The following is a 24,165-nucleotide window of genomic DNA, read 5'->3' on the forward strand; positions in this document are numbered from 1 at the left end:
TCGATGGCCAGTTTCGGAGTGCGACGGCGTTCCCGCCACGCGCCCGCGGCGGCCCACTAGTGTTTCACGGATGGCGACTCTGAACCCGAGCCCGCCTGCGGCCCGCTATCACGGCGATCAGGCCGTGGCGCCCGGGATGCTCGATTTCGCCGTCAACGTCCGGCACGCGCAACCGCCGGAGTGGCTGACGCGGCGGCTGGCCGAGCGGCTGCCGGACCTGGCGAGCTACCCGGGCCTGCGGGACGTGCACCGCGCCCAGGACGCGGTCGCCGCGCGACACGGCCGCACCCGCGACGAGGTGCTGCCGCTGGCCGGCGCGGCGGAAGGGTTCGCGTTGCTGCCCCACCTGCGCCCGGCGCGGGCGGCGATCGTGGCGCCCGCGTTCACCGAGCCCGCCGTGGCGCTGGGCGCGGCCGGGGTGCCCGTCGAGCATGTCGTGCTCGAGCCGCCGTTCCGCCTCGACGACGCGCGCGTGCCCGACGACGCCGATCTGGTGGTGGTGGGCAACCCGACCAACCCCACCTCGGTGCTGCACTCCCGCGCGCAGCTGCTGGCGTTGCGCCGGCCCGGCCGCATCCTGGTGGTCGACGAGGCGTTCGCCGATGCGGTCCCCGGCGAACCGGAGTCGCTGGCCGGCGACCCGCTGCCCGACGTGCTGGTGCTGCGCAGCCTGACCAAGACGTGGGCGCTGGCCGGGCTGCGGGTGGGCTACGCGCTGGGCGCCCCGGAGCTGCTGGCGCGGCTGACGGCGCGGCGCGCGCACTGGCCGGTGGGGACGCTGCAACTGACGGCCATCGCGGCCTGTAGTGATCCGCGGGCCGTCGCGGAAGCGGCGGCCGGTGCGGTGCGGTTGACCCGGTTGCGCGCGGAGATGGTGGCCGGCCTGGAGTCGGTGGGCGCCGACGTGGTCGACGGCCGGGCCCCGTTCGTCCTGTTCGGGCGTCCGGACGCCGCCTCGCTGCGAAATAGACTGGAGCGCAAGTGGATTGCCGTGCGCCGCTGCGACACGTTCGTCGGCCTGGACGAACGGTACCTGCGGGCGGCGGTGCGCCCCGAGTGGCCGCTGCTGGTCGACGCGATCGCCGGGGTGCCGCGGTGACCGTGCGCCTTGCCGACGTGATCGAGGCGCTGGACGAGGCCTACCCGCCGCGCCTTGCGCAGTCGTGGGATTCGGTCGGCCTGGTCTGCGGCGACCCCGACGATGCGCTGGACTCCGTGACCGTCGCCGTCGACGCGACGCCGGCCGTCGTCGACGAAGTTCCCGAGGGCGGCCTGCTGCTGGCCCATCACCCGTTGCTGCTGCGCGGCGTCGACACGGTGGCGGCGAGCACCCCGAAGGGCGCGCTGGTGCACCGCCTGATCCGAACCGGGCGTTCGCTGTTCACCGCGCACACCAACGCCGACTCCGCATCGCCGGGCGTGTCCGACGCGCTCGCCGACGCCCTCGGCCTCACCGTCGAGGAGGTGCTCGAACCGCTCGCGGCGGCGGGCGATCTCGACAAGTGGGTCGTCTACGTGCCCCGCGAGAACGCGGAAGCGGTGCAGCAGGCCGTGTTCGAGGCCGGCGCCGGGCACATCGGCGACTACTCGCACTGCAGCTGGAGCGTCAGCGGCATCGGCCAGTTCCTGCCGCACGAAGGGGCCACTCCCGCAATCGGCAGCGTCGGCAGCGTCGAACGGGTGGCCGAGGACCGGTTCGAGGTGATCGCTCCCGCCCGCGTGCGGGGCGCGGTGCTGGCGGCGATGCGCGCCGCCCATCCGTACGAGGAGCCAGCGTTCGACATCCTCGCGCTGCTGCCCCCGCCGAGCGACGCCGGGCTGGGCCGCATCGGCAGGCTGGCGCGGCCGGAACCGCTGCGCGACTTCGTGTCCCGCGTCGGTGCCGCATTGCCGCGGACTTCGTGGGGCGTGCGCGCGGCGGGGGACCCGGACCTGCCGGTGTCGCGGGTCGCCGTGTGCGGCGGCGCTGGGGACTCGCTGCTGGGCGCCGCGGCGGCCGCGGGCGTGCAGGCCTATGTCACCGCCGATCTTCGGCACCATCCGGCCGACGAGCACCGCCGGGCCTCGGGTGTGGCCCTGGTCGACGTGGCGCACTGGGCAAGCGAATTCCCCTGGTGCGAGCAGGCCGCGGGCGTATTGCGGTCGCGTTTCGGGGCGGCGCTGGCCGTGCGGGTGTGCGCCATCCGCACCGACCCGTGGGATCTGGGTTACGACGACGGGGGAGGACGGCCATGAAAGCCGAGGTGGCGCAGCAACTTTCGCTACTCGAATTATCGAAGCTGGATGCGGAGCTGTCGCGCATCGCGCACCGGACCGCCCACCTGCCGCAACGAGAGGCGATGGAGCGGATCCAGTCCGAGCACAACGCCGCCGGCGACCGGCTCGGAGCGCTGCGAATTGCCCTCGAGGACTTGGACGCCCAGGTGTCGCGATTCGAGGCGGAGATCGACGCGGTGCGGCAGCGCGAGGACCGGGATCGCGCGATGCTCAAATCGGGCGCCACGGATGCCAAGCAACTGTCGGACCTGCAGCACGAGCTGGAGACCCTGCTGCGGCGGCAAAGCAGTCTGGAGGATTCCCTGCTGGAGGTGATGGAGCGCCGCGAGGAGCTGCAGGCGCAGGTGACCTCCGAGGAGGATGCGGTCCGGGGCCTGCAGTCCGAGTTGACCGCCGCCCAGCAGGCTCTCGACGCCGCACTCGCCGAGATCGACGAGGCCCGCGAGGCCCATTCGTCGCGGCGCGACACGCTCGCCGCGGGGCTGGATCCCGCGCTGTCCGCCGTGTACGAGCGCCAGCGCGCCGGCGGAGGCCCGGGTGCCGGGCCGTTGCTCGGGCATCGGTGCGGGGCCTGCCGGATCGAGATCGGCCGCGGTGAACTGTCCCGCATTTCCGCCGCCCCCGAGGACGAGCTGGTGCGTTGCCCGGAATGCGGCGCCATTCTGCTGCGGGTCAAGGGATTCGAGAAGTGAAAGTCGTCATCGAGGCCGACGGCGGCTCCCGCGGCAACCCCGGGCCGGCCGGGTATGGCGCGGTGGTGCGCAGCGCGGACCGCTCGACCGTGCTGGCCGAGGCCAAGCAGGCCATCGGCGTCGCGACCAACAACGTCGCCGAATACCGTGGGCTGATTGCCGGTTTGGACGACGCGCTCAAAGTGGGCGCCACCGAGGCCGAGGTCTTCCTGGATTCGAAGCTGTTGGTGGAGCAGATGTCCGGCCGGTGGAAGGTCAAACACCCCGACCTTGTCGAACTCCATTCCCAGGCCCGAAAGTTGGCAGCCCGTTTCGACCGGGTCGGCTACACGTGGATTCCGCGGGACCGCAACTCGCACGCGGATCGGTTGGCCAACGAGGCGATGGATGCCGCGGCGGTCGCCGATGGCGACGCCGAAAATTCCGACCCGCCGGCCGCCGAGTCCGCGAGAAACGCGGCGGCCGAGGTCAAGACGTCTCCCGGATGGACCGGGGCGCGCGGCACCCCGACGAGGCTGCTGTTGCTGCGGCACGGACAGACCGAATTATCGGCGCAGCGCCGCTACTCCGGGCGCGGCAACCCGGCGCTGACCGAGGCCGGCCGTCAACAGGCCGAGGCGGCGGCGCACTACATGGCGCAGCGGGGCGGGATCGCCGCGGTGATCTCCTCGCCGCTGCAGCGGGCCTATGACACCGCCGCGACCGCCGCCAAGGCGCTGGGCCTGGACGTGGCCGTCGACGAGGACTTGATCGAGACCGATTTCGGGGCGTGGGAGGGGCTGACGTTCGCCGAAGCGGCAGAGCGCGATCCGGAGTTGCATCGCCGCTGGCTGCGTGACACCAGGACGAAGCCGCCGGGCGGCGAAAGCTTCGACGCGGTGCGCGATCGGGTGCTGCGGGTGCGCGAACGGATCGTCGCCGCGCATCAGGGCGCCACGGTGCTGGTGGTGTCGCACGTGACCCCGATCAAGATGCTGCTGCGGCTGGCGCTGGACGCCGGGCCCGGCATTCTGTACCGGCTGCATCTTGACCTGGCGTCGTTGAGCATCGCAGAGTTCTATTCGGATGGAGCGTCTTCGGTGAGGCTGGTAAACCAGACAGGCTATCTTTAGGCGGGTATAAGGAAGCGATCGATGCAGCCGTCTCAACCATCCGAGGAATCTCTTCCCGCGGACGTACGCGCGCGGGTGATGGCGGCGGCGCTCGATGAGTTGTCCCGCTGGGGTGTCGAGCGGTTCAGCATCGAGGCCTTGGCGGAGCGCCATCACCTCGATCCCGCGATGATCCACCGTTTCTGGGGAACCCGGCAGCGACTCATCGTTGCTGCGGCCCTGGCCGATGCGGAGGCCTACAGTTCGATAGCCGACACCGGCTCGCTGCACGGGGACCTGCTGGCGTTGGCCTGCAAGCTGGCCGATCGGATCAACAGCCCGGCGGGCCGCGCGTTTATGCGCGCGCTGGTCATGGACCGTCGTGGACCGCACGACGAAGAGACGCGAATGATGGTGTGGGAGGCGCGTTTTGCCGTGGTGCGCGAGGTCGTCGACCGGGCCAGGAAGCGTGGCGATCTGCGGGACGATGTCAACACCCTGGCCGCCGTGCAGATCGTCCTGGCGCCGTTGAACGTTCGCGCCCTGTACTCCGACGCCCCGATCGACGATCGCTATTGCGAGGCGGTCGCCGACATGGCCTGGCACGCACTGGCCCGGAAATAGCCGACCTCACGCCGCACTGAACTCGACCGGCAGCGCCGCCGGCGAGCGGAACGCCACGCCGACGACGTGCGGCGTCGGGGCGCTCGGGTCGAGCCGCAGGTCCGGCAGCCGGTCGAGCAGCGCATTGATGGCCACCGTCCCCTCCATCCGCGCCAGGTGCATGCCCAGGCACAGGTGCGGGCCGCCCCCGAAGGTCAGGTGCGCGATGTTCTTGCGGGTGGGGTCGAAGCGGTCCGGGTCCGGGTAGCGCGCCGGGTCGCGGTTGGCGGCCGCCACGCTGACGCTGACGGTCGTGCCCGCCGGGATCGCGACCCCGCCGAGCTCGCAGTCGCGGACCGCCCGTCGCACCACCGTGGTGATCGGCGGCTCCCAGCGCAGCGCTTCCTCGAAGGCTCCACGGAGCATGCCGCGGTCCGCGCGCAGCTCGGCCAGTAGGGCCGGCTCGGTCAGCAGGGCGACCAGCAGGTTGCCCGACGCGCGGTAGGTCGTCTCGACGCCGGCGGGCAGGATCAGCAGCAGGAACGCGAAGATCTCGGCGTCGGTCAGGCGGGCGCCGTCGATCTCGGACTCCGCCAGCGTGCTGATCAGGTCGTCCTGCGGGTGGCGCCGCCGCTCGGCGAGGATCTCGGCCAGGTAGGCCTTCAGCTCCGTCGACGCGGCGAGCCCGCGATCCCAGTCGTAGACCACGTTGAGCAACTCGATCGACAGCCGCTGGAAGCGCGGGTAGTCCTCCCGCGGCAGGCCCATGATGCGCGCGATGACCTGGACCGGAAACGCGAAGGTGAACTCGCGGGCCAGCTCGGCCCGCCCGCGCGGCGCGAACCGGTCGATGAGCTCGTGGACCACCAGCTCGACGAGTTCGGTGCGCCACCGCTCCAGCAGCGCGGTGCGGAACGACGGCGACACCAGGGCCCGGCTGGCCCGATGCTCGGCTCCCTCGCGCTCGAGCAGGGTGCGGCCCATGACCGGGCCCATGATCTGGTCGTAGATCGACGACGAGAAGGTGTCGGGGTGGGTGAGCACGGTCTGGCACTCCTCGTACCCGAGCACCGTCACGCCGAGCTCGCCGACCTGCGCGGCGCTGACCTCGGCGAAGGGATTGCCCACCAGCACGCGGTGGCGGGCCTGCGCCTCGCGCAGCCGCTCGTGCACGTTCTCGACCTGCATGAGCAGCCCGCCCTGCAGCTCGGCCGGGTCGAATTCGTTGATCGTCACGACGCCGGCACCGTCTCGGTGTCGCGCCCGGATCGCAGCACGGTGCCGGGCAGGGCGCCGGTGGCGGCGCCGTCGCGGCAGACCTCGACACCGCCGACCCACACCGAGGAGATCCCATAGGCGTCGGCGACCAACCGGGGCGCACCCGACGGCAGGTCGTAGCGCGTGCGCTCAGGGCCGTGGTCGACGGTCGCGGGGTCGAACATGACCAGGTCGGCGTGCCAGCCGGGTTGGATGCGGCCGCGTTCGGTCAGCGCGTAGAAGCGGGCCGGCACGTCGGTGATCAGCCGGATCGCTTCCTCGAGCGTCACCACCCGGTGCTCGCGCACGCCCTTGCTCAGCAGCGACGTCGTGTAGATCGCGCCGCACATCATGTCGAGGTGGGCGCCCGCGTCGGAGCCGCCGATCACGGCGCCGGGATGCCGCCACAACTCGGCGCGCATCTTCCAGTCGGCCGCGTCGTCGCCGGTCAGCGGCGGCGACAGGCCGGTGCGCAGCTCGTCGGCGATCACGACGTCCAGCAGCGTGTCGAAGGGCTCGCGGCCCCGGGTGGCGGCGACCTCGCCGACGCTGCGCCCGGTGGCGCCGGCGTTCTCGGGGGCGAACGTCTCGACGATGACCAGCCGGTCCCATTGCGCCAGGCCGCGCAGCATGCCCGCCTCCTTCGAGGATGCGCCCTCGGCGAGGCGCCGGCGCACCTCCGGATCGGCAAGGGCGACAAGCCGGTCGGGCACCGGCAGGTGCATCGTGGCGCGCCAGCCGGGCAGCCCGTCGAGCACGAAGCCGGAGAGGAACGAGAGCCGGATCTTCATGGCCTGCGGCAGGGTGAGCGCCACGACCCGGCCGCCGCGCGCCGCCGCGACTTCCGAGGCGCGCAACTGCTTTTCGTGCCCGGCCGGGTTGGCCGCCGAGACGCCCAGCAGGTTCCAGTTCAGCGGGCGGTCGGCGGCCACCGACATGTCGGTGAGCAGCGCGATGTCGTCGTCGGTGAAGCCGGACAGGCACCCGGCGATGATCGCCTCGAGCGTGGTGCCCGGATGGTCGCGCAACCCGGCCGCCAGCGCCACCAGTTCTTCCTTCGTCGCGCTGCGCGACGGCACCGGCTGGCCGGACCCGTCGTTGTGGGTCGGCGACTGGCTGGTGGACAGCCCCAGGCCGCCGGCGGCCAGGGCGTCGTGCAGCACCGCGACCATCGTGTCGATCTGTTCCGGGGTGGCCTGGCCGCCGACGGCGTCGCCGCCCATCGCCGCCAGCCGCAGCGCCGAATGACCCACCAGGAAGCCGGCATTGACGGCGATGCGGCCCTCGAGGCGGTCGAGCCAGTCACCGAACGACGCCCATCCCCAGTCGAGGCCGGCGCGCAGCGCGTCGAGCGGCATCCCTTCCACCCGCGCCAGCATCCGGGTGAGGTAGTCATGCTGCTTGGCGGCCGCCGGCGCCAGCGTGAAGCCGCAGTTGCCGCCGAAGACCGTGGTGACGCCGTGCTGCACCGACGGGCTGGCGGTCGGGTCCCAGAACAGCTGCGCGTCGTAATGGGTGTGCAGGTCGACGAAGCCCGGCGCCAGCGTCAGGCCTTGGGCGTCAATGGTTTTCGCGGCCGGGTCGTCGACGTCACCGACGACGACGATGCGGCCGTCGCTGAGGCCGACGTCGCCGCGCCGCGCGGGCGCGCCGGTGCCGTCGACGATCTGGGCGTCGCGGATGAGCAGGTCGAGCATGCGGGCCTCCTACGCTGTGGCCGAAGCGGCCAGCCACCCCTCGGCGGGCAGCGGGTGGCGGAACAGTTGAGCGGCGTTGCGGTGGGTGATGCGGGCCGCGTCGTGGTCCGACAGGCCGGCGACGTTGCGCGCCACCACCTGTTGGGTGTCGGGCCAGGTCGAGTCGGCGTGCGGGTAATCGCTTTCGACGAGGATGCGGTCGGCCCCGATCGCCTCGAGCGCGCCGAACGCGTGCGGGTCGTCGATCGAGCAGAACCAGAAGTTGCGCCGCAGCACCTCGCTGGGCAGCAGATCGCTCCGCCACGCCCCGCCCTCGTGACCCGAAGCCGAGTGCGCCAGAACGTAATCGGCGCGGTCACCGAGCATGGCCGCCCAGCCCAGGCCGCCCTCGGCCAGGGTGATGTTCAGCTCCGGGTACCGCACCGGGATGCCCGACCACAGCATGTCGGCGCAGGCGACCAGGCCGTTCACCGGGAACAAGGTGGTGATGGTCTCAAAGGGCGTGTCCGGGGCGGGGATTGGCGCCCACTGGGCGGATCCGGTGTGCAGGCACACCACCGTGCCGGTCTCCTGGCAGGCGGCGAAGAACGGCTCCCACGCGCCGCTGTGCAGGCTCGGCAGGCCGCATTGGGCGGGCAGCTCCGGGAAGCTCACCGCCTTGAAGCCGCGGGCGGCGTTGCGGCGGACCTCGTCGGGCGCGAGCTGCGGGTCGGCGAGCCAGGGCAGCTGCAGCGGGATGATCCGGTCCGGGTAGCTGCCGGCCCACACCTCGAGGTGCCAGTCGTTCCAGGCCCGCAGCGTTGCCAGCCCCAGCTCCGGGTCGTCGCTCTTCCAGAACACGGTCCCGGCGAACCCGGCGATCAGGGACGGGAAGTTGACCGAGGCCCAGATGCCGGCGAGGTCCATGTCGTCGATCCGGGCGTCGATATCCCAACAGCCCGGCCGCATTTCGTCGAACCGGGCGGCGTCCATGCTCCATTCCTCGCGGGGCCGGCCGATCACCGCGTTGAGGCCGATGTTGGGGTACTCGCGGCCCTCGTAGCGCCACACCTGCCGCCCGTCGTCGGTCTCGGCGACCCTCGGGGCACGCTCGGCCAGCGCGGCGGGGAGCCGCCCCGCGAACATGTCGGGCGGCTCGACGACGTGGTCGTCGACGGAGATCACGATGTGCTGTCGCCGCCGGGGATCGGGGTCTGGCAGCAGCGCCATACCTGACGACTATCGTCGCCGGTTTCCGGCGCTGTCAATGCTATCTATGCAATGAAAGCAAAGTTGCGTCGGCCTGAGTGTGCTGCCTGGGCTTTCGGTGTGCCTCTGCGGCAGTAGTTTTTTCTGCTGCGGCCGCGCGCACGAATGGCACGACGACGATGTCTACCGCGGCCTCCGAGACCATCGCTACCAGGCGAGTATTTCAGGGGCATCTAAAGCGGGCTGAGGCGATGCCATGACGGCGGCTGGTTCTCCGGGGCACGGGTCGAATGCGATTGGCAGCGTGATCGGTCCGGCGATTCCGGTGAGGGGCTTCCAGGGCGCGGGGCCGGTGCGGTGGGCGTTGGGCATGCGCTGCGTCATGACCGCCAAGGCTTCGGCGAGCTCGAGTCGAGCCAGGTTCGCGCCGAGGCAGTAGTGCATCCCGGCGCCGAACGTCTGCATCGGCGGCGCGTCCTGTCGGGTGATGTCGAGGCGGTCGGGGTCGTCGTAGACGGCGGGGTCGCGGTTCGCGGCGCCTGTGTTGGCGACGACCAGCGTGCCGGCCGGAATCATGACCCCGGCGATCTCGACGTCCTCACGGGCGGTGCGGAGGGTGCCGACGGCGATCGGTGAATGCCGCATCGTCTCTTCGACGGCGTTGTTCGCCAATTCCGGATGCCGGGCCAGCAGGGCCCACTGGTCGGGGTGGTCGCACAGCACGTGCACCGAGGCGGCCAGCTGGTTGCGGGTGGTGTCGGTGCCGGCCATCAGCAGGCCCGCCGCCAACATCCGTAGATCGCCAGCGCTGAGGCGATCGCCGTCGTCCTCGGCGCGGATCAGTTCGGAGATCAGGTCGTCGGTCAGCCGGTGCCGCCGCTGGGCCATCATGTCGTCGATGTAATCGTCGAGTTCGTCCCACGCCGCCAGGATGGCCCGCTGGTGGGCGGCGACATCCCAGCTGAAGGCCTTGAAGATGTCGTCGGTCCAGTTCGAGAACAGCTCCCAATCCTCGGCCGGGGCGCCCAACAGCGCGCAGATGATCGGGACCGGGAACCGCCGGGCGATGTCGGTGACCACCTCGCAGCGCCCCGTCGCGGTGTGGCGATCCACCAGTTCGGTGATCACCTCGACGATCGTGGTGCGCAGTCGCGCGGTGGCTCGCGGGGTGAAGGCTTTGGAAACCAGTCGGCGCAGCCGGTGGTGCTCGGGACCATCGAGACTGATCAGGTTCGTCGCGACTCGCTCCCACAACGGCCCGCTGGTGATGCCTTGGGAGGCAAGGAACATGCCTTGAGGCACGCGGAAGCGTGGATCGCGCAGCACGGTTCGCACCAGTTCATAGGTCAGCAGTTCTGGCCCGTGCGGGCCGATCGCGATCGGCGCTCGGAGTCGCGCCGCGCTGATGATGTCGTGGGCCTCGTCGGGGCTCTGGCAATGCTCATAATCAACCGTCGGCAGGCCGGCACCAAAGACGCTCGGGCAGATCGACGCGTCAACCGCGATAGTCATGGTGGCCCTCCAGACGTCGTCGGTGAACTACTCAGCACAAAGTTTCGAGGGCCCGGCCACGCATCACACGCGTAGTCGACTACCTCATCGTTTGAAGCGGTGACGCGATCGACGCAGGTCGGTGGGGGTGGTGGTCGGACGATGACGGATTCGGTGCCGACAGACTTGCGATACTGGGGGTGAATCTCGGCAGCCAGGAGCTAAAGCGCGCGATTTCGGCTCGGTGGACGGTTCTCCGGCCAAGGTCTGCGTCGCAGGGTCAGAATTGGCCTGATAGGAGGGGTCAATATGTCTTCCCACTTGGAGGTTTGGAAACCGTCAGGGCGGGAGCTGATCGCCCTGAGTGGCGAACGAGTGACCCTCGGCAAGGCCTCGACCAATGCCGTGTCGCTCGAACACGACACCACCGTGTCACGCCTACACGCCGTTTTGGAGAACTTCGGGCAGGCCTGGTCCGTGCGGGATCTGGGTAGCCGCAATGGCACCTACGTCAACGGAGAAAAGATCGCTGCGGAACGGATCCTGCGGTCTGGAGACGAATTGCGGCTCGGCAGTTCGCGGCTGGTCTTCTGGATGACAAGGGGGGCCGACGAAGCATCGGCCGATCAAGAAACCGAAACCGGCAAGTCCATCTTGCGACCGCCCCGCATGACCCCGCGCGAATTCGAGGTCCTCAAGGTCTTGTGCCGTCCCTTCGTCTCCGATGACCCGTTTCCCGAACCCGCATCGGTTCGCCGGATGGCCCAGGAGCTATTCGTCACGGAGGCAGCCGTCAAGCAACATCTGCAACACCTGTACGACAAGTTCGGCATCACCGCGGAGGGAGATCGCCGAGTCCGGCTGGCCAACGCGGCCATCCGGCTCGGGGCGGTCAACCGCTCCATGTTGCGCGACCGGCGTACGCAACAAAAGTGACTAGGACACCTTGTCGAGCACCCCGCCACCGAGCACAGCGACCGCGTTGAGAACACTGCGGCGGTATTCGTCGCATGTGGAGCACGACTCGATATGGCGCGCAATGCGTTTCCTCATCAGGACAGTGAGCTGTTGGTCCCAGCCGGACAGGTCCGCGGCGAGCCGGGGGCATCCGTTCTGGTGGTGGCGGGCCACCAACAGGGCACCCAACGAGCGTTCGATGGTGTCGCGCAGCCGCTGCAGGAGCTTCTTGGTGGAGTCGTAGCTCATGCCCAGCGTGTGGGCGAGCTCGGTTCCGGTCACGCCGCGGCGGTAGGCCAGCTCCAGCACGTGGCGGTCGCGCTCGGACAATCCGGCGGCCGCCTGGGCGATCAGTTGACGAAGTTCCTTCTGGGCCGTCAGGGTAAACGGCCCCGGGCCGGTCGCCGCGTTGTCGGGCAGCTCGTCAGACGCGGCCTCACGGCGGCGTTCGGACAGGGCCCGCAGCGCGCTGCGACGGGCGATGGCGTACAGCCACGGCCTCAGCTTGTCCGGGTTACGCAGCTTCGGCAATTCTGTGGTCGCGATGCAGAAGACCTCCTGCACGCAGTCGGAGGCCGCGTGACGATCGCGCATCAGGCCCACGCAATAGGCGTGCAGAGGGGACGCGTAACGGTTGTAGATCGCGGCCAACGCCGCGCGATCGCCGGCAGCCGCGGCGCGGGCGAGGTCGGTGTCGCTGATAACGCGGTTCTTCGGAAGTGTGGTCATGAAAGTCATGACTGAAATGCTCGGGGACGGTCGATGATTGCGTAATTACCGTGGAAGCCAGATTCCGCTCCCGCAAGGGAAGGGTTTCCTATCCGTTTGGTAAGTGGCCGGGTAACAAGCGACCACCGCCCCATAACCGTTGCGTCGGTTACGGGGCGGTGGCGACGATTTAGACGTGCTTTGGGCAGCTCACGCCTTCGTCTTGGTGTGCGCGGTGCGCGTGCCAGTGCCGTTTCCGGTGCCGGCAACGGCACCGCCGTGGGCGATGCGCAGCTCGTCGGCGGTCAGGGTGCGGATGCTCTGGCGGCGCAGCGCGATTTTGTCGTGATTGATACTCATGTGATCTTTCCTTTTGTGTGATGTGTTGACGGCGTGGCCCGGGCGGGCCCGCTCATAGATAAGAGCGCCGGGCCCGTCGAAGGGTGACACCTTTTTTCGTGGAATCTTGCGGACCTCGCCGCCGCGGGCTCGAGCGTCGACTTGTGGTGGGCCCCAACGTGTTTCGGCCCCAACAACTCGACGTTGGGTGAGTAGCGAGCGTCCGGGCCCCGGCAGGCGTGGCGACTTAGCGGGGGCCTTCGGGGCAGCGGGACGAGGCGCCCGCGCTAATTGACAGGGCGTCGACACCGTCACGCCCGGTCCCGGTGGCCTCGTGCGTCTCGGCCAGCGAAACGTGGCGGCCGTGATAGCCCAGCGCCATGGCAAGCGCGGCGGCACCACAGTCGGCCATTTCGGCTTGCGCGATAAACGGGATCGACCGCCGACGGAACTTCATCGGAGCCCCGGCAGTAACACGCTGATCAGCCGCTGCCGACCCGTCGGAACGATAAGTTCACCAGCTGGCGCCGGAACGGGCCGGTCCAACCGGGCCCTCACATCGGTGGCGGTCACCTCGACGACGACCGCGCGCTGGGTTGTGCCGGAAGGATCCCGGAACTGCGCGGCAGTGCCCTGGGCGGGCGGTGGCCCGCTCCCACGGGCCGCTGTCACCGAGGAGTCTTGCGCGACGGCCGGCAGCGTGTCGGTCTGCGCAACGCTGATCGTGCCGGCGGCCACGGCGCCCGCCGTCGTGAGCACCCAGAGTGCGACAAGTCCCGCGTCGATCCACCCCTGCTGCCTGATCAGTTCACCGGGGCGTGCCGCGGCAGACTGGCGGTCGCGCCACCGCTGGCGAAACACCGACTCACAACGGCTCTCGTCGTCGTGGCTGTTTCGGTCGATCTTCATTCGTCTCTCCTCGGTGGCCCTCGGTCCCTGATGGACCATTCACACTCGTAGGAGCACTTGCGGCGCGAGACGGTGACAGTTTTTCGGGATGCGCGCAATCAGGTGGTCCGGTACCCATGACAGCGGGCGGGCGCGGCGTGATGATCAGATGATGACGGACTCCGCCAAGACGGACCGGTCTATGCCGGACTCCATCTAAAACCATCATCGGAAAGGACTCCCAGCGATGGCCATCACACGCGCCGAGGCGGCGCAGTACGTCAAGAATGCAGGGGGCTTGAAGCTGGTCGTCTTCGGTGCCGACGGGCATGAGGTCGCGGCGATGTTCGTGCAGGGTTCGGTGACATACGACCAGGAGGAAGCGACCTTCCTCGCGGTCGCCGAGGACGGCCACCCGGTGGGCGAACTGTTCGTCGACGAAACGGTCGGCTACGACGAGAGCACAGACGCCTTCGTCATCCGCACCGCGCGATAGTCGCCGCGAGCCGCTAGGGGGCTTAGCATCCCTGTATGCGAAGGACTTTCGTCGTTACGTTGGCGTTGGGGTTGCTCGTCGCGCTGGTCGGCCTGATCTGGGCGCTCCAGGGATTCGGAGTGCTGGGCGGCAGCCCGATGAGCAACACCACGACCTGGTCCATCATCGGCCCGATCACGCTGCTGATCGGCCTGGTGATCGCGGCCTTCAGTTGGCGGAGACTCTCGTCGAGCTAGCGCTTCCGGCCTACGCGACGGTGAAGTCCACCGTGTGCCAGCCGGTGGCGCCGTCCGGCACGCTACCGACCTGATCGGCGGTTTGGACGGCCCCGGTGTTGTCGGTGGCGCGCACGGTGATGGTGTGTTTCCCGGGGGTTTTCGCCTGCCAGGCAAAGCTCCATAAGCGCCACGTGTCGTTGGAATAGCTCGCGCCCTGCTGCGCGGGCTGCCAGCCGCCGTCGTCGATGAGGACCTCCACCGCGCGCACCCGTCAAGACGGAATCGCGGATCGACGTGCCGAAGAGCGGCCAGCGGGTGCCGATGGGGCCGGTGGTGTTTGGCGGTGTCGCGTGGGCACAGAATCGTGGGGTGCGCGCGGGGCCCAGCCCTGCCGAGTCCAGTACGCCTTCGCTCGGTCGAAGCGGGTCACCTCCATCTCGACGACCCATTTGGTTGCCGACACGTACCCGTACAGCCCGGGCACGACCAGCCGGGCCGGGTAGCCGTGCTCGATCGGCAGCGGTTGATCGTTGAGGCCGACGGCCAGGAGTGCGGCGCGACCATCGGTGAGCGCGTGCACGGGCGTGCCGACGGTGAAGCCGTCGATCGACGTCGACAGCACCATGTCGGCATCCGCGTGCACCCCGGCCGCGGCCAGCAGATCGGCCAGCCGGTAGCCCGTCCAGACTCCGGTCGAAATCAGGTTGCCCCCAACGGGATTCGATACGCAGGTCAACGTCGCCACCGTTTCAATGACGTCGAAGCGGGCGAGATCGTCGAAGCTGTAGGTGGTTTCGTGATCCACCATGCCGTGAATGCGCAGCCGCCAATCGCCGCGGCTGAGTTGGGGAACGACCAGTGCGGTGTCCACCCGGTAGAAGTCGGCGCTGGGGGTGACGAAGCTCGGTAGCGCAACGCCGTTCGGTTGCACGTCGGCGGGTATCGGTGGCGCCGGAGTATGCGGTCGGGGGAGCGCGAAGGTGGTGCGATCGGCGGCCACCGAGTGGACCAATCGCGTGATGACGGCACCCGCCACGCCGCTGACTACTCCGAGTCCGAGCAGTCCGTAGCTGACCAACCTGCGCCTGGCGGCGTCCGGCTCGTCGTGGGCCGCTGCGCCTTCCGGCTCTGTCGGTTCGGGCCAGAAGCGACGGGTCAGCAAGCGTAGGGCCGCGACACCGCAGGCCGCACCCGTGACGGTGGGGATCGTGTCGAGTGCGGTCGCGCCCGGCCGCGACAGCACCGCCAGGCATCCGAGGACGCCCGCCGCCGCGATCACGGCGCTGCCGATCGGGCGGCGGCGGGTTTCCAGGGTCCCGGCGATGGCGGCGATGGTGGCGATGACTACGAGCACGACGACCGCAAGGAACGGTTTGTCGAAGGAGCCCAGTGTCTGAATTGCCCACTCTTTGATGGGCCCGGGTGTCAGGTCGACCGCCACAGCGGAGACGGCGGTACGCGCATTGGCGCGCGCGTCGAAGGGGATGCCCACCAGCTCGGCCACCCCAAGCGAGACGGAAGCCGCGGCGAGGCCGGCGATCATCCGCTCATTCGACGGGGCGGCGGCCATCGGAGTTACAGTACTCGCGTCGCGAAGCGGGGACCGAAAGGCCGCCCCGCGGTACGCTTTTCCTCTCGATCACCCGGGGGATCGCTGTCGGGCGAGGAGATGGGCTGTTATATGTCCCGGTCGTGTGAGTGTGCGGCCTGGGCTTCCGGTGTCACCCCAGGGCGCAAAATCGACGGATTTTGCGCCCGCACCGCACGCGCGAAGCCGTCACCGCACACGCGGGCACCTGGCTAACTCGGGACAGGATGCCGGACGAACGTCCGCGGCTGCGTGAACGCGCGGATGCCGTCCACGCCGAGCTCGCGGCCGAGGCCGGACTGGCCGCAGCCGCCGAAGGGCAGCCGCGGGTCCTGGGCGGCCAGGCCGTGGCAGTTGACGCTGACCGTGCCCGCGACGAGCTGGCCGGTGACGCGATCGGCAAGCTCGTCGTCGCCGGTCCAGATCGACGCGGTGAGACCGAATTCCGTTGCGTTGGCAGCGGTTACGGCGTCCTCGACGGCATCGTACGCGAACAGGGGCAGCACCGGGCCGAACTGCTCCTCGGTGGCCAGCCGCGAGTCCGGCGACAGTCGGGTGACCACGGTCGGCAGCGCGAAATACCCGCCCGAGGCGGCGTCCTCCTCGCGGATCCGCCCGCCGGTGCGCACCGTCGCGCCCCGCGACCCGGCCTCACCGACGAGCGCCACGATCCGGTCGCGGCCGGCGGCGGTGTGCAGCGGGCCGAGGGTGGTCTCGTCGGCGAGGCCGTCGCCGATCACCTCGCGTTCGCAGCGGGCGAGGAGCGCCTCGGCCAGCTCGCCGACCCGTTCCGCGGGCGCATACAGCCGCTTGATCGCCATGCAAACCTGGCCGCCGGTGGTGTAGGTCGCGGTCATCAGCCGCTCGACCAGCTCGTCGGTGACCTCGATGTCGGGGGCGATGATCGCGGCGTCATTGCCGCCGAGTTCGAGCAGCACCGGGGTGAGGCGCGCGGCGGCCGCCGCCATCACGGCGCGCCCGGTGGCGACGCCGCCGGTCAGCGAGATGAGGTCGATGCCCGGATGGGTGACCAGCGCCTGGGCGAGCTCGCTGCCGGGCCCGGCGAGCACATTGACCACGCCGGGCGGCAGCGCCGCGGCCAGCGCCCCGGCCAGCCGCAGCGCCGCCAGCGGGCAACTTGGCGGCACCTTCACGACGGCGGTATTGCCCGCGCTCAGCGCCGACGCCAGCTTCGTCATCGTCAGCGCGAGCGGCCAGTTGAACGGGAGCACCAGCGCGGCCACGCCGAACGGCTCCCGGTGCAGGCGCGGATAGGTGGCGTTCGGGTCGACCTGCTCGGGCGCGACCGCGGCCTCGGCCATCGACCCGATCAGGGCGGCGAGCCCGGGACCGGTGCTGATCTCGAAGTTGGCCTCGCTCAGCACCTTTCCGTGCTCGCGGGTGTACAGCCGCGCGCCGTCGCCGGCGGCGAGCTGTTCGGCGGCGGTGGCCGCCGCGGCCGTCAGGGCGGCGACGCGCTCGGCGACACCCAGCGCGCGCCAGCCGGGCGCCGCCCGCCGTGCCGCCGCCACCGCGCCGTCGAGTTGGGCGCGGTCGGCGGCGGGGGCGTGGCCGACGACCTCGTTCGGCCGCGCGGGGTTGCGCACCGCGTAGCTTCCGGCGGCACCGGCCTGGCCTTGGCCGCCGATCGTCAAAACCGGATCGTCACCTGCCGTTTGGCTGTCGCGCGCGATCGTCGATGATCCCGTCATGCCCGTCTCCCTTGACCCGGTGCGGTTGTCCAGCCATCGTAGGTCGCTATGACCTGCATCACAGTGTGGACCCCGTGAAAGCCATCGTGCTGCGCGAGGTCGGGCGGCCCACCGCGGTGGAGGAGCTCGCGCTGCGGCCCCTCGGCGACACCGAGGTGCGGGTGCAATTGCGCGCCAGCGGCGTGTGCCACAGCGACCTGTCGCTGCGCGACGGCGCGATACCGACGCTGTTGCCGTCGACGCTCGGGCACGAGGGCGCCGGCGTCGTCGCCGAGGTGGGCGCCGGCGTCACGTCGGTCAGCCCGGGTGACCACGTCGTGCTGACCTGGAACGTGCCGTGCCGCTCCTGCCCGCATTGCCTGCGCGGCGAGGCCCAGCTGTGCGTGCACGGCTATGACCACGCCTACGGCGGTCCGTACGCGGAAAGTGCCGGCGGCCCCGTGTGGCCCGGCATGGGTGTCGGGTCGCTGGCCGAGGAGACGCTGCTGCCGGCCGCGGCGGTGGTGCCGGTCGACGAGTCGCTGCCGTTCGACCACGCCGCCCTGCTCGGTTGCGGCGTCACCACCGGCGTCGGCGCGGTGATGCGCACGGCAGCCGTGCGGCCGGGGGACAGCGTGCTCGTGATCGGTTGCGGCGGCGTGGGTTTGGCCGCCATCCAGGGGGCCCGGCTGGCCGGCGCCGCGCGCATCATCGCCGCCGACCGGGCGGCCGGCCAGCTGCCGGCCGCTGCGGCCAACGGGGCGACCGACACCGTCGACGCCGGCGAGGTCGACCTCGTCACCGCGGTGCGCGATCTCACCGGGGGCGCCGGCGTCGACCACGGGATCGAGGTGGTGGGCAAGCCCGCCACGATGCGGTTGGCCTACGAGGCCACCCGCCGCGGCGGCAAGGTCACCTTGGTGGGCGCCGCCGGGATCGCCGAGGAGGTGACGTTCCCCGCGCTGTCGTTGATGGCCGACGGCAAGATGGTGCAGGGCAGCGTCTACGGGGCCAGCGATCCGGTGCGCGACATCCCGGTGCTCGTCGAGCTCGCCCGGCGCGGCAGGCTCGACCTGGAGGCGTTGGTGACCCGGCGGATCGGCATCGACGACGTCGAGACCGCGTTCACCGACATGACCGCGGGCCGGGGCGCGCGCAGCGTGGTCTGCTTCGCCTAATCCCTACCGGGACAGCGTGATCGCCCGCTCTGGGCAGTTCTGCTCGCCGGCGACGGCCTGCGCCTCGAGGTCGCCCGAGACGTCCTGAACGAGCACGACGCAATGACCGACCTCGTCGGCGTCGAACACGTCCGGCGCCAGGGTGTAGCAGCGGCCGTGCCCGGTGCAGCGGTCGGGGTCGAGGACCACGCGGGTCATGACACCGGGAACACCAGCGGCAGCGACTCCACCGAGCGCAGCGCCGCGGTGTACGTCAACTGTGTGCCGGGCTTGATCTCGTAATCCGGTATGCGCCGGTGGAATTCGCGCAGCGCCACCCGCAGCTCCATGCGCGCGAGGTGGGACCCGAGGCAGCGGTGCGGCCCGCCGCCGAACGCGCGGTGCCGGTTGGGGTTGCGGGTGAAATCCACCAGGTCGGGATCGGCGAACTCGGCGGGGTCGGTGTTGGCCGCGCCGAGCAGCGGGCTGACCCGCTCGCCCTTGCTGATGGGGCAGCCGCCCACCTCGGTGTCCTGCGTGGCCACCCGGGCCACCCCGGGAACCGGTGTCTCCCAGCGCAACAGCTCCTCGATGGCGCCCGGCAGGATGTCGGGCTGCTCGACGAGCTGGTGACGGTGGTCGGGATGGCGTGCCAGGTACACGAAGAAGCAGTCGAGCGAGTCGGTGACCGTGTCCAGCCCCGCGATGAGGAACAGGAAGCAGATGTCGAGCAGCTCCTCGCGCGAGAGTGGCCCACCGTCCTCTTTAAAGGTGGCCGCGATCATCGCGGACAGCACGTCGTCGCGCGGGCTGGCGATGTGGTCGTCGATCGCACGGTCGAAGTATTCGTAGATCTGTTGCGCAGTGGGAGCGCTGGTCTCGTGGCGGCGGTCGAAGCCCGAGTCGCCCTCCGGCCGGATGATGTGGTCCTTCCACACCAGGAATTTGTCGAGGTCCTCCAGCGGCAGGCCGAGCAACTGCAGGAAGACGGTGCAGGGCAAGGGGACCGCGAACTCCTCGTGGAAGTCGCACTCGCCCCGACCGGCGAAGCGGTCGATCATCTGGTTCACCAGCTCGGTGACGCCGGGTTCGCGCCGGGCCATCTCGCGTGGGGTGAACAGGGGATCGAGGATGCGGCGGTACTTGGCGTGTTCGGGCGGGTCGATCTGCAACGGGATCATCGGCCGGATGTTGCCGAGGTCGACGGCGTCCATGTTCGACGAGAACAGTTCGGTGTGCTTGAGCGCCATCTCGATGTCGGCGAGGCGGCTGAGCACCACCGCCTGCGGGGAGCGGAACACCGGGGTCGATTCGCGCAGCGCCTTGTACATCGGTTGCGGCTCCGCGAGACCCGTCACCGACTGATCGACGAATCCTTCGGTATCTGTCATGCGGCCAGCGTGGCACCAACACACTTAATTAGCAATGATTGATAAATTGCTCCATCGTCAAAGCCGCTAGTGAGGTGCTGGTCAGCAGGTTGCGCAGCGGGTACCGTGGAGCGTCGCGGACGAGTTGGCCGGGCGGCCGCGGCTCGCGTCGGTAAAGCCGGCGTCGAGTCGAGGAAAGTCCGGACTTCACAGAGCAGGGTGATTGCTAACGGCAATCCGAGGTGACTCGCGGGAAAGTGCCACAGAAAACAAACCGCCACCCTCGCGGTGGTAAGGGTGAAACGGTGCGGTAAGAGCGCACCAGCATTCCGGGTGACCGGAGTGGCTAGGCAAACCCCACCCGAAGCAAGGCCAAGAAGGCCGCACCTGGTGCGGCCGCGCAGGCGTTCGAGGGTTGCTCGCCCGAGCCTGCGGGTAGGCCGCTCGAGGCACCCGGCGACGGTGTGTCCAGATGGATGGTCGCCGCTCCGCCGCCGTTGCTTATGCCGCGGCGGCGGGGAACAGAATCCGGCTTACAGGCCAACTCGTCCGCCCCGACCGGGGCTTAGCGGACCGCCTTGGCGAGCTTGCGCAGCGCCTCGTCGAGCTGCTGGCGGCACCGCTCGGCCAGGTCGGCCTCCTGCTGATACAGCAGCCCGTAGGTGAAGGTGTCCTCGCCGGCGGTGTGCGCGGCCTCGGCCTGGTGACCCAGGTGTTCGCGGCTGACCACGCTGTCCTGGTGGTCGCCCAGCAGCGTCTGGATGACCTTCGCCTGCTCGGACACCCGCGTGGCGCCGGTCGCCGCGGCGGTATAGCGAAGGCGCTTGGCGCGCTTGCGAATTCGGTGCAGCGCGAGGTCCAACTCGGCTTCGGCCCCGGGTTCCACCGCGGCCGCTGCCTTCGCGGCCTTGCGCACCTTCTGGTAGGCCGCTTCGATGGTCACCGGCGCCGCCTCGTCGCCAGCAGCGGCGGCGGGGATTTCGGCGACCCACGCGTCGAGGGCATCGAGCAGGCGAAAGTAGCGCTGCGAGCGCATCGCGATCAGCGATCGCCGCTGCCCGGTCTGGTAGCGGCGACGGGCCCCCTCCACGAGGCGCTCGCGGATGCGGCCCCGCACCAGCTCCGGCGGCAGCTTGTCCAGCGCCCGCTGGTAGCGCTCGGCGAGCACCTCGGCGTCGCGGGCCACGCCCAGCACGGTGGCGAGTTCGCGCAATTCGTCCTGAATCCAGGCGATGCCGGACGATTCGGCCGCGTCCTGCGAGTCGGCCAGCAGACTGCGGATCTTCCGGATGGTCACCCGCATTTGGTGCACGGCATCGTCGGCGTCGGTCCGTACCGCGCGATCCCACACCAGCAGCTCGGCGACCTGCTCCGCGACGGCCCGGTGTACCGGGTCGGCGGGCTGCTGCGTCTCGTCCGGCCGCGCCGTTTCGCCGAGCACGCGGGCCAGCTTGGAGCCGTGACCGGCGGGCGCGGCGCCGGCGTCGAGTAGCCGATTGCTCAGCCGGCCCAACAGCTCCGTGTCGGCCGCCCCGTTGTTTTCGACCAACTCGAGTTCCCACTCGCGCCATTCCTGCTCGGCGGGAGGCGCCTCGGAGCTGCCGGCCGCCCACGCGGTGACGCGGTCGTTGCTGAATTCCGCCAGCGCCGCCCCGTCCGAGCCGTACAGCACCTGGGTTTCGCGCTCGGTGCTGATGCGCGCGACCGGTTCGAGCGGCCGCTCGCGGACGATCGCCAGCACGATGTCGCGCAGCTCGCCGGGCACGTCGTGCTCCGATGCGTCCAGGGGCGCGCGCACCTCGGTGCGGGCTTCGGGGCCGGCCGGCAACTTCAAATGCCAGCCCGCGTCGTGACCGCCGGTGCGACGCCGCAGGGTGATCTTGTTGCGCGCCAGGTCATGCGCCGGGGTGTCGAAGTAGGTCGCGTCCAGCGACTCGATCGGCGACTTGTCGACATGATCGACCGCGGCGAGGCCTTCGAACGACGGCGACACCGTGGACTCCACGACGTCGAACTTGCGCTCCACCTCGAGATGGCGCGAGGTGTTGGGCGCTTTCACAGGCATTCTCGACTCCATTGAGGCGGGAGGACGGGCACCCATAGGGTGCCACATCGGGGGGCGCGCTCAAGCGGCCGTTCCCCTCCTCAGGGGCTGAGGTGCATCGCCAGGCCGGCCAGCTGACGGATCGTTTGGCTTTCGCTCTCCCGGTACGGCCGCCCATCGCCTCCGAGTAGGTCGTGGAACCAGACGTCCGGGGGCCCCGGGTAGGGGTGCTCCCACGAGTCCCAGGGGAAGTAGGTCTGAGTCTTCCCGGCGACCAGCCCCCAATTGATCGCAGCGACGTTATGCGCCTTGGCAATTGGCAGGATGCCCTCCACGGTGCTGCCCAGGGACCGGGCCAGGTACTCGGTGCACAGGATCGGCCGTCCCAGCGGGGCGAGCTCCGCGAAGCGGGCCTCGAAGTCGGCGGGCTCGCCGTAGCTGTGGAACGTGATCACGTCAGAGTTGTCGAGCTGAATGCCGCGGATGGTCTCGCGCAGGGCGGCGTCCTCTTCGGGTTCGCCGTCCCACACGCCGCTCGTCAACGGTTGGCGGGGGTCGACCGAGCGCGCCCAGGCGAACACCTGCGGAAGCAGGTCCGCGACGAGGTTGAGCTTGTCGTCCCTTTCGACCGAGCGGTAGTAGCGGGAGGGATTGTCGGGCTCGTTCCACAAATCCCAGCCCAAAACCCGGTCGTCGTTGCGGAATTGGGTCAGCACCGACGTGACGTAGCCGCGCAGGACACGGCGGTAGCCGCTGTCGCCCAGGCGGTCGGCGCCCGGACTTTGCACCCAGCCGGAGTTGTGCACGCCCGGCGTCGGTTCGCGTTGTCTGCCCGCGTGCGGGAACGGATCCCAGCAGGAGTCGAACAGGACGAACAGCGGTTTGATGCCGTGCCGCGCGGCGATGTCGACGAACTGGGCAAGGCGGACTTGGAATCCCCGGGCATCCTGGGTCCAGAGCTGATCGTGCAGGAAGACCCGGATCGTGGTGAACCCGTGGACCTGCGCCCAGCCCAGCTCGGTGTCGATGCGTCCCGGGTCGTAGGTGTCGGCCTGAAACATCTCGAGTTGATTGATGGCGTTCGACGTGACGAAGTTCGCGCCGACGAGCCAGCCCTGCGCCTGGTACCAGCGGTTGGCGCGGTCGGGGGACCAGCGACTTGAATCCGGCGCGCCGACGGGAGGCTGGGCGGCGGCGCGGGGTGCTCGGGCCAGGGCGGTGCCTCCTGCCAGTAGCAGCGGCAACTTCAGGACCGTTCGGCGGTGCACGAAGCCACCACAAGTGCCGACTATGTGTTCAACCCCCCGCCCGCGGAGTCGTGATTGTGTATAGAACAAATCGTACGCTGCCTGTCAGACAAGGGATTTCAGCAAAACCTTGTCTGGACAGGATCGACTATTGAGCGGGCAGAAACCCGCGACCGTCAGCCCTTGGCGAACCTTGAGCGGGTCGGTCGCGTGGCGCAGGTCAGAAGCAGTGCTCCTCGGCGGGGAAGACGCCGCCGGCCACTTCCTCCGCGTATTGCACTGCGGCCCGGCGCAACTCGGCACCGATGTCGGCGAACCGCTTGACGAAGCGGGCGGGCTTGCCGCCGCTGAGACCGGCCATGTCCTGCCACACCAGGACCTGGGCGTCGCAGTTGGGGCCGGCGCCGATCCCGATGGTCGGGATGGTGAGCTTGCCGGTGATCTGGGTGGCCAGTTCGGCCGGCACCATTTCCATCACCACCGAGAACGCGCCGGCTTCGGCGACGGCGATCGCGTCGTGCACGGTTTGTTCGGCGGCGTCGCCGCGGCCCTGCACCCGGAACCCGCCGAGGCTGTTCACGCTCTGCGGGGTGAAGCCGATGTGCGCCATCACCGGGATGCCCGCCGCGGTCAGGCAGGCGATCTGATCGGCCACCCGCTCACCGCCCTCGAGCTTGACGGCGTGCGCGCCGCCCTCCTTCAGGAACCGGGTGGCGGCGGCCAGCGCGGCGGCCGGGCCGGCTTCGTAGCTGCCGAACGGCAGGTCGGCGACGACCATCGCGTGCTGGGCCCCGCGCGCCACGCCGCGGACCAGCGGGATGAGTTCGTCGACCGACACGGGCACCGTGGTGTCGTAGCCGTAGACGACGTTGGCGGCCGAATCACCGACCAACAGCACCGGGATGCCGGCGTCGTCGAAGATCCTGGCGGTCGAATAGTCGTAGGCCGTGAGCATGGCCCACTTGTGGCCCTCGGCCTTCATTTTCTGCAGGTGGTGGGTGCGGATCTTGGTTGGCGCCTTGACGGGCGCGGGCGAGTTTGCACCATAAACGTTCTGCTCAGACATCATTGTCCCTGGTAGTGGTCTGGTCGATCCTCGTGGCCGTTGAGGTCCCCGGGTTCGTCTGACTCGCACTATTCTGCCATTTGTTCAGGGCAATTGCACC

The 24,165-nt window shown here is 69.8% G+C and carries 24 protein-coding genes, 1 other RNA gene and 1 pseudogene; 10 read left to right on the top strand and 16 right to left on the bottom strand.

The genetic code is table 11. From position 1 onward, the window contains the following. Positions 1-70 precede the first annotated feature (70 nt). The 5 genes from cobC to A5787_RS02200 are packed head-to-tail and all read left to right on the top strand — an operon-like array spanning position 71 to position 4,684. The gene (gene cobC / locus A5787_RS02180) at positions 71-1,099 is read left to right on the top strand and encodes an Rv2231c family pyridoxal phosphate-dependent protein CobC (RefSeq protein ID WP_066960940.1); all 1,029 of its coding nucleotides are present in this window, start codon (positions 71-73) and stop codon (positions 1,097-1,099) included. Then, positions 1,096-2,235 (top strand): Nif3-like dinuclear metal center hexameric protein, encoded by a 1,140-nt coding sequence (locus A5787_RS02185; RefSeq protein ID WP_066960943.1) that lies wholly within the window; start codon positions 1,096-1,098, stop codon positions 2,233-2,235. The genes cobC and A5787_RS02185 overlap by 4 nt, the downstream gene beginning before the upstream one ends. Continuing rightward, a complete protein-coding gene (locus tag A5787_RS02190; protein ID WP_066960946.1) occupies positions 2,232-2,969 on the top strand; it encodes a zinc ribbon domain-containing protein in 738 nt (245 codons plus the stop codon). Before A5787_RS02185 ends, A5787_RS02190 begins: the two co-directional genes overlap by 4 nt. Further along, positions 2,966-4,081 carry a bifunctional RNase H/acid phosphatase gene (locus A5787_RS02195; protein ID WP_066960949.1) on the top strand — a complete coding sequence of 372 codons (1,116 nt, stop codon included), beginning with the start codon at positions 2,966-2,968 and terminating at the stop codon, positions 4,079-4,081. Before A5787_RS02190 ends, A5787_RS02195 begins: the two co-directional genes overlap by 4 nt. Before the next feature lie 21 nt (positions 4,082-4,102). Beyond that, positions 4,103-4,684, top strand: a complete 582-nt coding sequence (locus A5787_RS02200) for a TetR-like C-terminal domain-containing protein (protein ID WP_066960952.1) — start codon at positions 4,103-4,105, stop codon at positions 4,682-4,684. A gap of 6 nt (positions 4,685-4,690) precedes the next feature. Here the strand turns inward: A5787_RS02200 and A5787_RS02205 are convergent, their stop codons facing one another. From A5787_RS02205 to A5787_RS02220, 4 genes are all read right to left on the bottom strand, one after another. Continuing rightward, positions 4,691-5,899 carry a cytochrome P450 gene (locus A5787_RS02205; RefSeq protein ID WP_231993770.1) on the bottom strand — a complete coding sequence of 403 codons (1,209 nt, stop codon included), beginning with the start codon at positions 5,897-5,899 and terminating at the stop codon, positions 4,691-4,693. Then, the gene (locus A5787_RS02210) at positions 5,896-7,617 is read right to left on the bottom strand and encodes an amidohydrolase family protein (RefSeq protein WP_066960955.1); all 1,722 of its coding nucleotides are present in this window, start codon (positions 7,615-7,617) and stop codon (positions 5,896-5,898) included. The genes A5787_RS02205 and A5787_RS02210 overlap by 4 nt, the downstream gene beginning before the upstream one ends. A 9-nt stretch (positions 7,618-7,626) precedes the next feature. Next, a complete protein-coding gene (locus tag A5787_RS02215; protein ID WP_066960958.1) occupies positions 7,627-8,826 on the bottom strand; it encodes an amidohydrolase family protein in 1,200 nt (399 codons plus the stop codon). Between the two features lie 186 nt (positions 8,827-9,012). After that, positions 9,013-10,317: a cytochrome P450 gene (locus A5787_RS02220; RefSeq protein ID WP_066960961.1), complete on the bottom strand. Its 1,305-nt coding sequence runs from the start codon at positions 10,315-10,317 to the stop codon at positions 9,013-9,015. Positions 10,318-10,605: 288 nt separating this feature from the next. Here A5787_RS02220 and A5787_RS02225 point away from each other — a divergent pair, with 288 nt between their 5' ends. Then, the gene (locus A5787_RS02225; protein ID WP_066960964.1) at positions 10,606-11,232 is read left to right on the top strand and encodes an FHA domain-containing protein; all 627 of its coding nucleotides are present in this window, start codon (positions 10,606-10,608) and stop codon (positions 11,230-11,232) included. On the opposite strand, the gene A5787_RS02230 is transcribed toward A5787_RS02225, so the two are convergent. From A5787_RS02230 to A5787_RS02240, 4 genes are all read right to left on the bottom strand, one after another. Next, positions 11,233-11,991, bottom strand: a complete 759-nt coding sequence (locus A5787_RS02230; protein WP_066960966.1) for an RNA polymerase sigma factor — start codon at positions 11,989-11,991, stop codon at positions 11,233-11,235. Between the two features lie 180 nt (positions 11,992-12,171). Beyond that, on the bottom strand, positions 12,172-12,321 hold the full coding sequence (locus A5787_RS27160) for a hypothetical protein (protein ID WP_156763721.1): 150 nt from the start codon (positions 12,319-12,321) through the stop codon (positions 12,172-12,174). 226 nt (positions 12,322-12,547) lie between these two features. Beyond that, entirely contained in the window at positions 12,548-12,757 is a 210-nt protein-coding gene (locus A5787_RS02235; RefSeq protein WP_066960969.1) for a cysteine peptidase family C39 domain-containing protein, read from the bottom strand. After that, entirely contained in the window at positions 12,754-13,209 is a 456-nt protein-coding gene (locus A5787_RS02240; RefSeq protein ID WP_066960972.1) for a hypothetical protein, read from the bottom strand. The genes A5787_RS02235 and A5787_RS02240 overlap by 4 nt, the downstream gene beginning before the upstream one ends. Before the next feature lie 226 nt (positions 13,210-13,435). Here A5787_RS02240 and A5787_RS02245 point away from each other — a divergent pair, with 226 nt between their 5' ends. After that, positions 13,436-13,684: a hypothetical protein gene (locus A5787_RS02245; protein WP_066960975.1), complete on the top strand. Its 249-nt coding sequence runs from the start codon at positions 13,436-13,438 to the stop codon at positions 13,682-13,684. 35 nt (positions 13,685-13,719) lie between these two features. Beyond that, positions 13,720-13,920, top strand: a complete 201-nt coding sequence (locus A5787_RS02250) for a hypothetical protein (protein WP_066960978.1) — start codon at positions 13,720-13,722, stop codon at positions 13,918-13,920. Between the two features lie 10 nt (positions 13,921-13,930). Here the strand turns inward: A5787_RS02250 and A5787_RS27960 are convergent. The 3 genes and pseudogenes from A5787_RS27960 to A5787_RS02260 all read right to left on the bottom strand — a co-directional run. Then, a pseudogene (locus A5787_RS27960) lies at positions 13,931-14,170 on the bottom strand (oxidoreductase); the annotation flags it as partial. A gap of 3 nt (positions 14,171-14,173) precedes the next feature. Continuing rightward, positions 14,174-15,472 carry a molybdopterin-dependent oxidoreductase gene (locus tag A5787_RS28730; RefSeq protein WP_369829072.1) on the bottom strand — a complete coding sequence of 433 codons (1,299 nt, stop codon included), beginning with the start codon at positions 15,470-15,472 and terminating at the stop codon, positions 14,174-14,176. Positions 15,473-15,702: 230 nt separating this feature from the next. After that, on the bottom strand, positions 15,703-17,202 hold the full coding sequence (locus tag A5787_RS02260; protein ID WP_066960981.1) for an aldehyde dehydrogenase family protein: 1,500 nt from the start codon (positions 17,200-17,202) through the stop codon (positions 15,703-15,705). A 74-nt stretch (positions 17,203-17,276) separates the two neighbouring features. Between A5787_RS02260 and A5787_RS02265 the strand changes: the two genes are divergently transcribed. Then, entirely contained in the window at positions 17,277-18,359 is a 1,083-nt protein-coding gene (locus tag A5787_RS02265) for a Zn-dependent alcohol dehydrogenase (RefSeq protein ID WP_066960984.1), read from the top strand. A gap of 3 nt (positions 18,360-18,362) precedes the next feature. On the opposite strand, the gene A5787_RS02270 is transcribed toward A5787_RS02265, so the two are convergent. Both A5787_RS02270 and A5787_RS02275 read right to left on the bottom strand, forming a co-directional pair. Next, on the bottom strand, positions 18,363-18,557 hold the full coding sequence (locus tag A5787_RS02270; RefSeq protein WP_066960987.1) for a ferredoxin: 195 nt from the start codon (positions 18,555-18,557) through the stop codon (positions 18,363-18,365). Further along, on the bottom strand, positions 18,554-19,729 hold the full coding sequence (locus A5787_RS02275; RefSeq protein WP_066960990.1) for a cytochrome P450: 1,176 nt from the start codon (positions 19,727-19,729) through the stop codon (positions 18,554-18,556). The genes A5787_RS02270 and A5787_RS02275 overlap by 4 nt, the downstream gene beginning before the upstream one ends. Positions 19,730-19,849: 120 nt before the next feature. Here A5787_RS02275 and rnpB point away from each other — a divergent pair. Continuing rightward, positions 19,850-20,260, top strand: an RNA gene (gene rnpB, locus A5787_RS02280) — RNase P RNA component class A. Positions 20,261-20,273: 13 nt separating this feature from the next. Here rnpB and A5787_RS02285 read toward each other — a convergent pair. From A5787_RS02285 to panB, 3 genes are all read right to left on the bottom strand, one after another. Beyond that, positions 20,274-21,773 (bottom strand): CYTH and CHAD domain-containing protein, encoded by a 1,500-nt coding sequence (locus A5787_RS02285; protein ID WP_066960992.1) that lies wholly within the window; start codon positions 21,771-21,773, stop codon positions 20,274-20,276. Positions 21,774-21,853: 80 nt separating this feature from the next. After that, positions 21,854-23,020: a cellulase family glycosylhydrolase gene (locus A5787_RS02290; protein WP_066960995.1), complete on the bottom strand. Its 1,167-nt coding sequence runs from the start codon at positions 23,018-23,020 to the stop codon at positions 21,854-21,856. A gap of 199 nt (positions 23,021-23,219) precedes the next feature. Beyond that, positions 23,220-24,065: a 3-methyl-2-oxobutanoate hydroxymethyltransferase gene (gene panB / locus A5787_RS02295; protein ID WP_066961015.1), complete on the bottom strand. Its 846-nt coding sequence runs from the start codon at positions 24,063-24,065 to the stop codon at positions 23,220-23,222. Between the last annotated feature and the right edge of the window lie 100 nt (positions 24,066-24,165).

Source organism: Mycobacterium sp. 852002-50816_SCH5313054-b, assembly GCF_001667185.1.
Taxonomy (GTDB): Bacteria; Actinomycetota; Actinomycetes; order Mycobacteriales; family Mycobacteriaceae; genus Mycobacterium.

Excerpts from the sequence above, each read along its gene's own strand:
- cobC (WP_066960940.1), top strand. The coding sequence starts at position 71 with ATGGCGACTCTGAACCCGAGCCCGCCTGCGGCCCGCTATCACGGCGAT.
- A5787_RS02190 (WP_066960946.1), top strand. The coding sequence starts at position 2,232 with ATGAAAGCCGAGGTGGCGCAGCAACTTTCGCTACTCGAATTATCGAAG.
- A5787_RS02200 (WP_066960952.1), top strand. The coding sequence starts at position 4,103 with ATGCAGCCGTCTCAACCATCCGAGGAATCTCTTCCCGCGGACGTACGC.
- A5787_RS02210 (WP_066960955.1), bottom strand. The coding sequence starts at position 7,617 with ATGCTCGACCTGCTCATCCGCGACGCCCAGATCGTCGACGGCACCGGC.
- A5787_RS02215 (WP_066960958.1), bottom strand. The coding sequence starts at position 8,826 with ATGGCGCTGCTGCCAGACCCCGATCCCCGGCGGCGACAGCACATCGTG.
- A5787_RS02220 (WP_066960961.1), bottom strand. The coding sequence starts at position 10,317 with ATGACTATCGCGGTTGACGCGTCGATCTGCCCGAGCGTCTTTGGTGCC.
- A5787_RS02225 (WP_066960964.1), top strand. The coding sequence starts at position 10,606 with ATGTCTTCCCACTTGGAGGTTTGGAAACCGTCAGGGCGGGAGCTGATC.
- A5787_RS02230 (WP_066960966.1), bottom strand. The coding sequence starts at position 11,991 with ATGACTTTCATGACCACACTTCCGAAGAACCGCGTTATCAGCGACACC.
- A5787_RS27160 (WP_156763721.1), bottom strand. The coding sequence starts at position 12,321 with ATGAGTATCAATCACGACAAAATCGCGCTGCGCCGCCAGAGCATCCGC.
- A5787_RS02235 (WP_066960969.1), bottom strand. The coding sequence starts at position 12,757 with ATGAAGTTCCGTCGGCGGTCGATCCCGTTTATCGCGCAAGCCGAAATG.
- A5787_RS02240 (WP_066960972.1), bottom strand. The coding sequence starts at position 13,209 with ATGAAGATCGACCGAAACAGCCACGACGACGAGAGCCGTTGTGAGTCG.
- A5787_RS02245 (WP_066960975.1), top strand. The coding sequence starts at position 13,436 with ATGGCCATCACACGCGCCGAGGCGGCGCAGTACGTCAAGAATGCAGGG.
- A5787_RS02250 (WP_066960978.1), top strand. The coding sequence starts at position 13,720 with ATGCGAAGGACTTTCGTCGTTACGTTGGCGTTGGGGTTGCTCGTCGCG.
- A5787_RS28730 (WP_369829072.1), bottom strand. The coding sequence starts at position 15,472 with ATGGCCGCCGCCCCGTCGAATGAGCGGATGATCGCCGGCCTCGCCGCG.
- A5787_RS02260 (WP_066960981.1), bottom strand. The coding sequence starts at position 17,202 with ATGACGGGATCATCGACGATCGCGCGCGACAGCCAAACGGCAGGTGAC.
- A5787_RS02270 (WP_066960987.1), bottom strand. The coding sequence starts at position 18,557 with ATGACCCGCGTGGTCCTCGACCCCGACCGCTGCACCGGGCACGGCCGC.
- A5787_RS02275 (WP_066960990.1), bottom strand. The coding sequence starts at position 19,729 with ATGACAGATACCGAAGGATTCGTCGATCAGTCGGTGACGGGTCTCGCG.
- A5787_RS02285 (WP_066960992.1), bottom strand. The coding sequence starts at position 21,773 with ATGCCTGTGAAAGCGCCCAACACCTCGCGCCATCTCGAGGTGGAGCGC.
- panB (WP_066961015.1), bottom strand. The coding sequence starts at position 24,065 with ATGTCTGAGCAGAACGTTTATGGTGCAAACTCGCCCGCGCCCGTCAAG.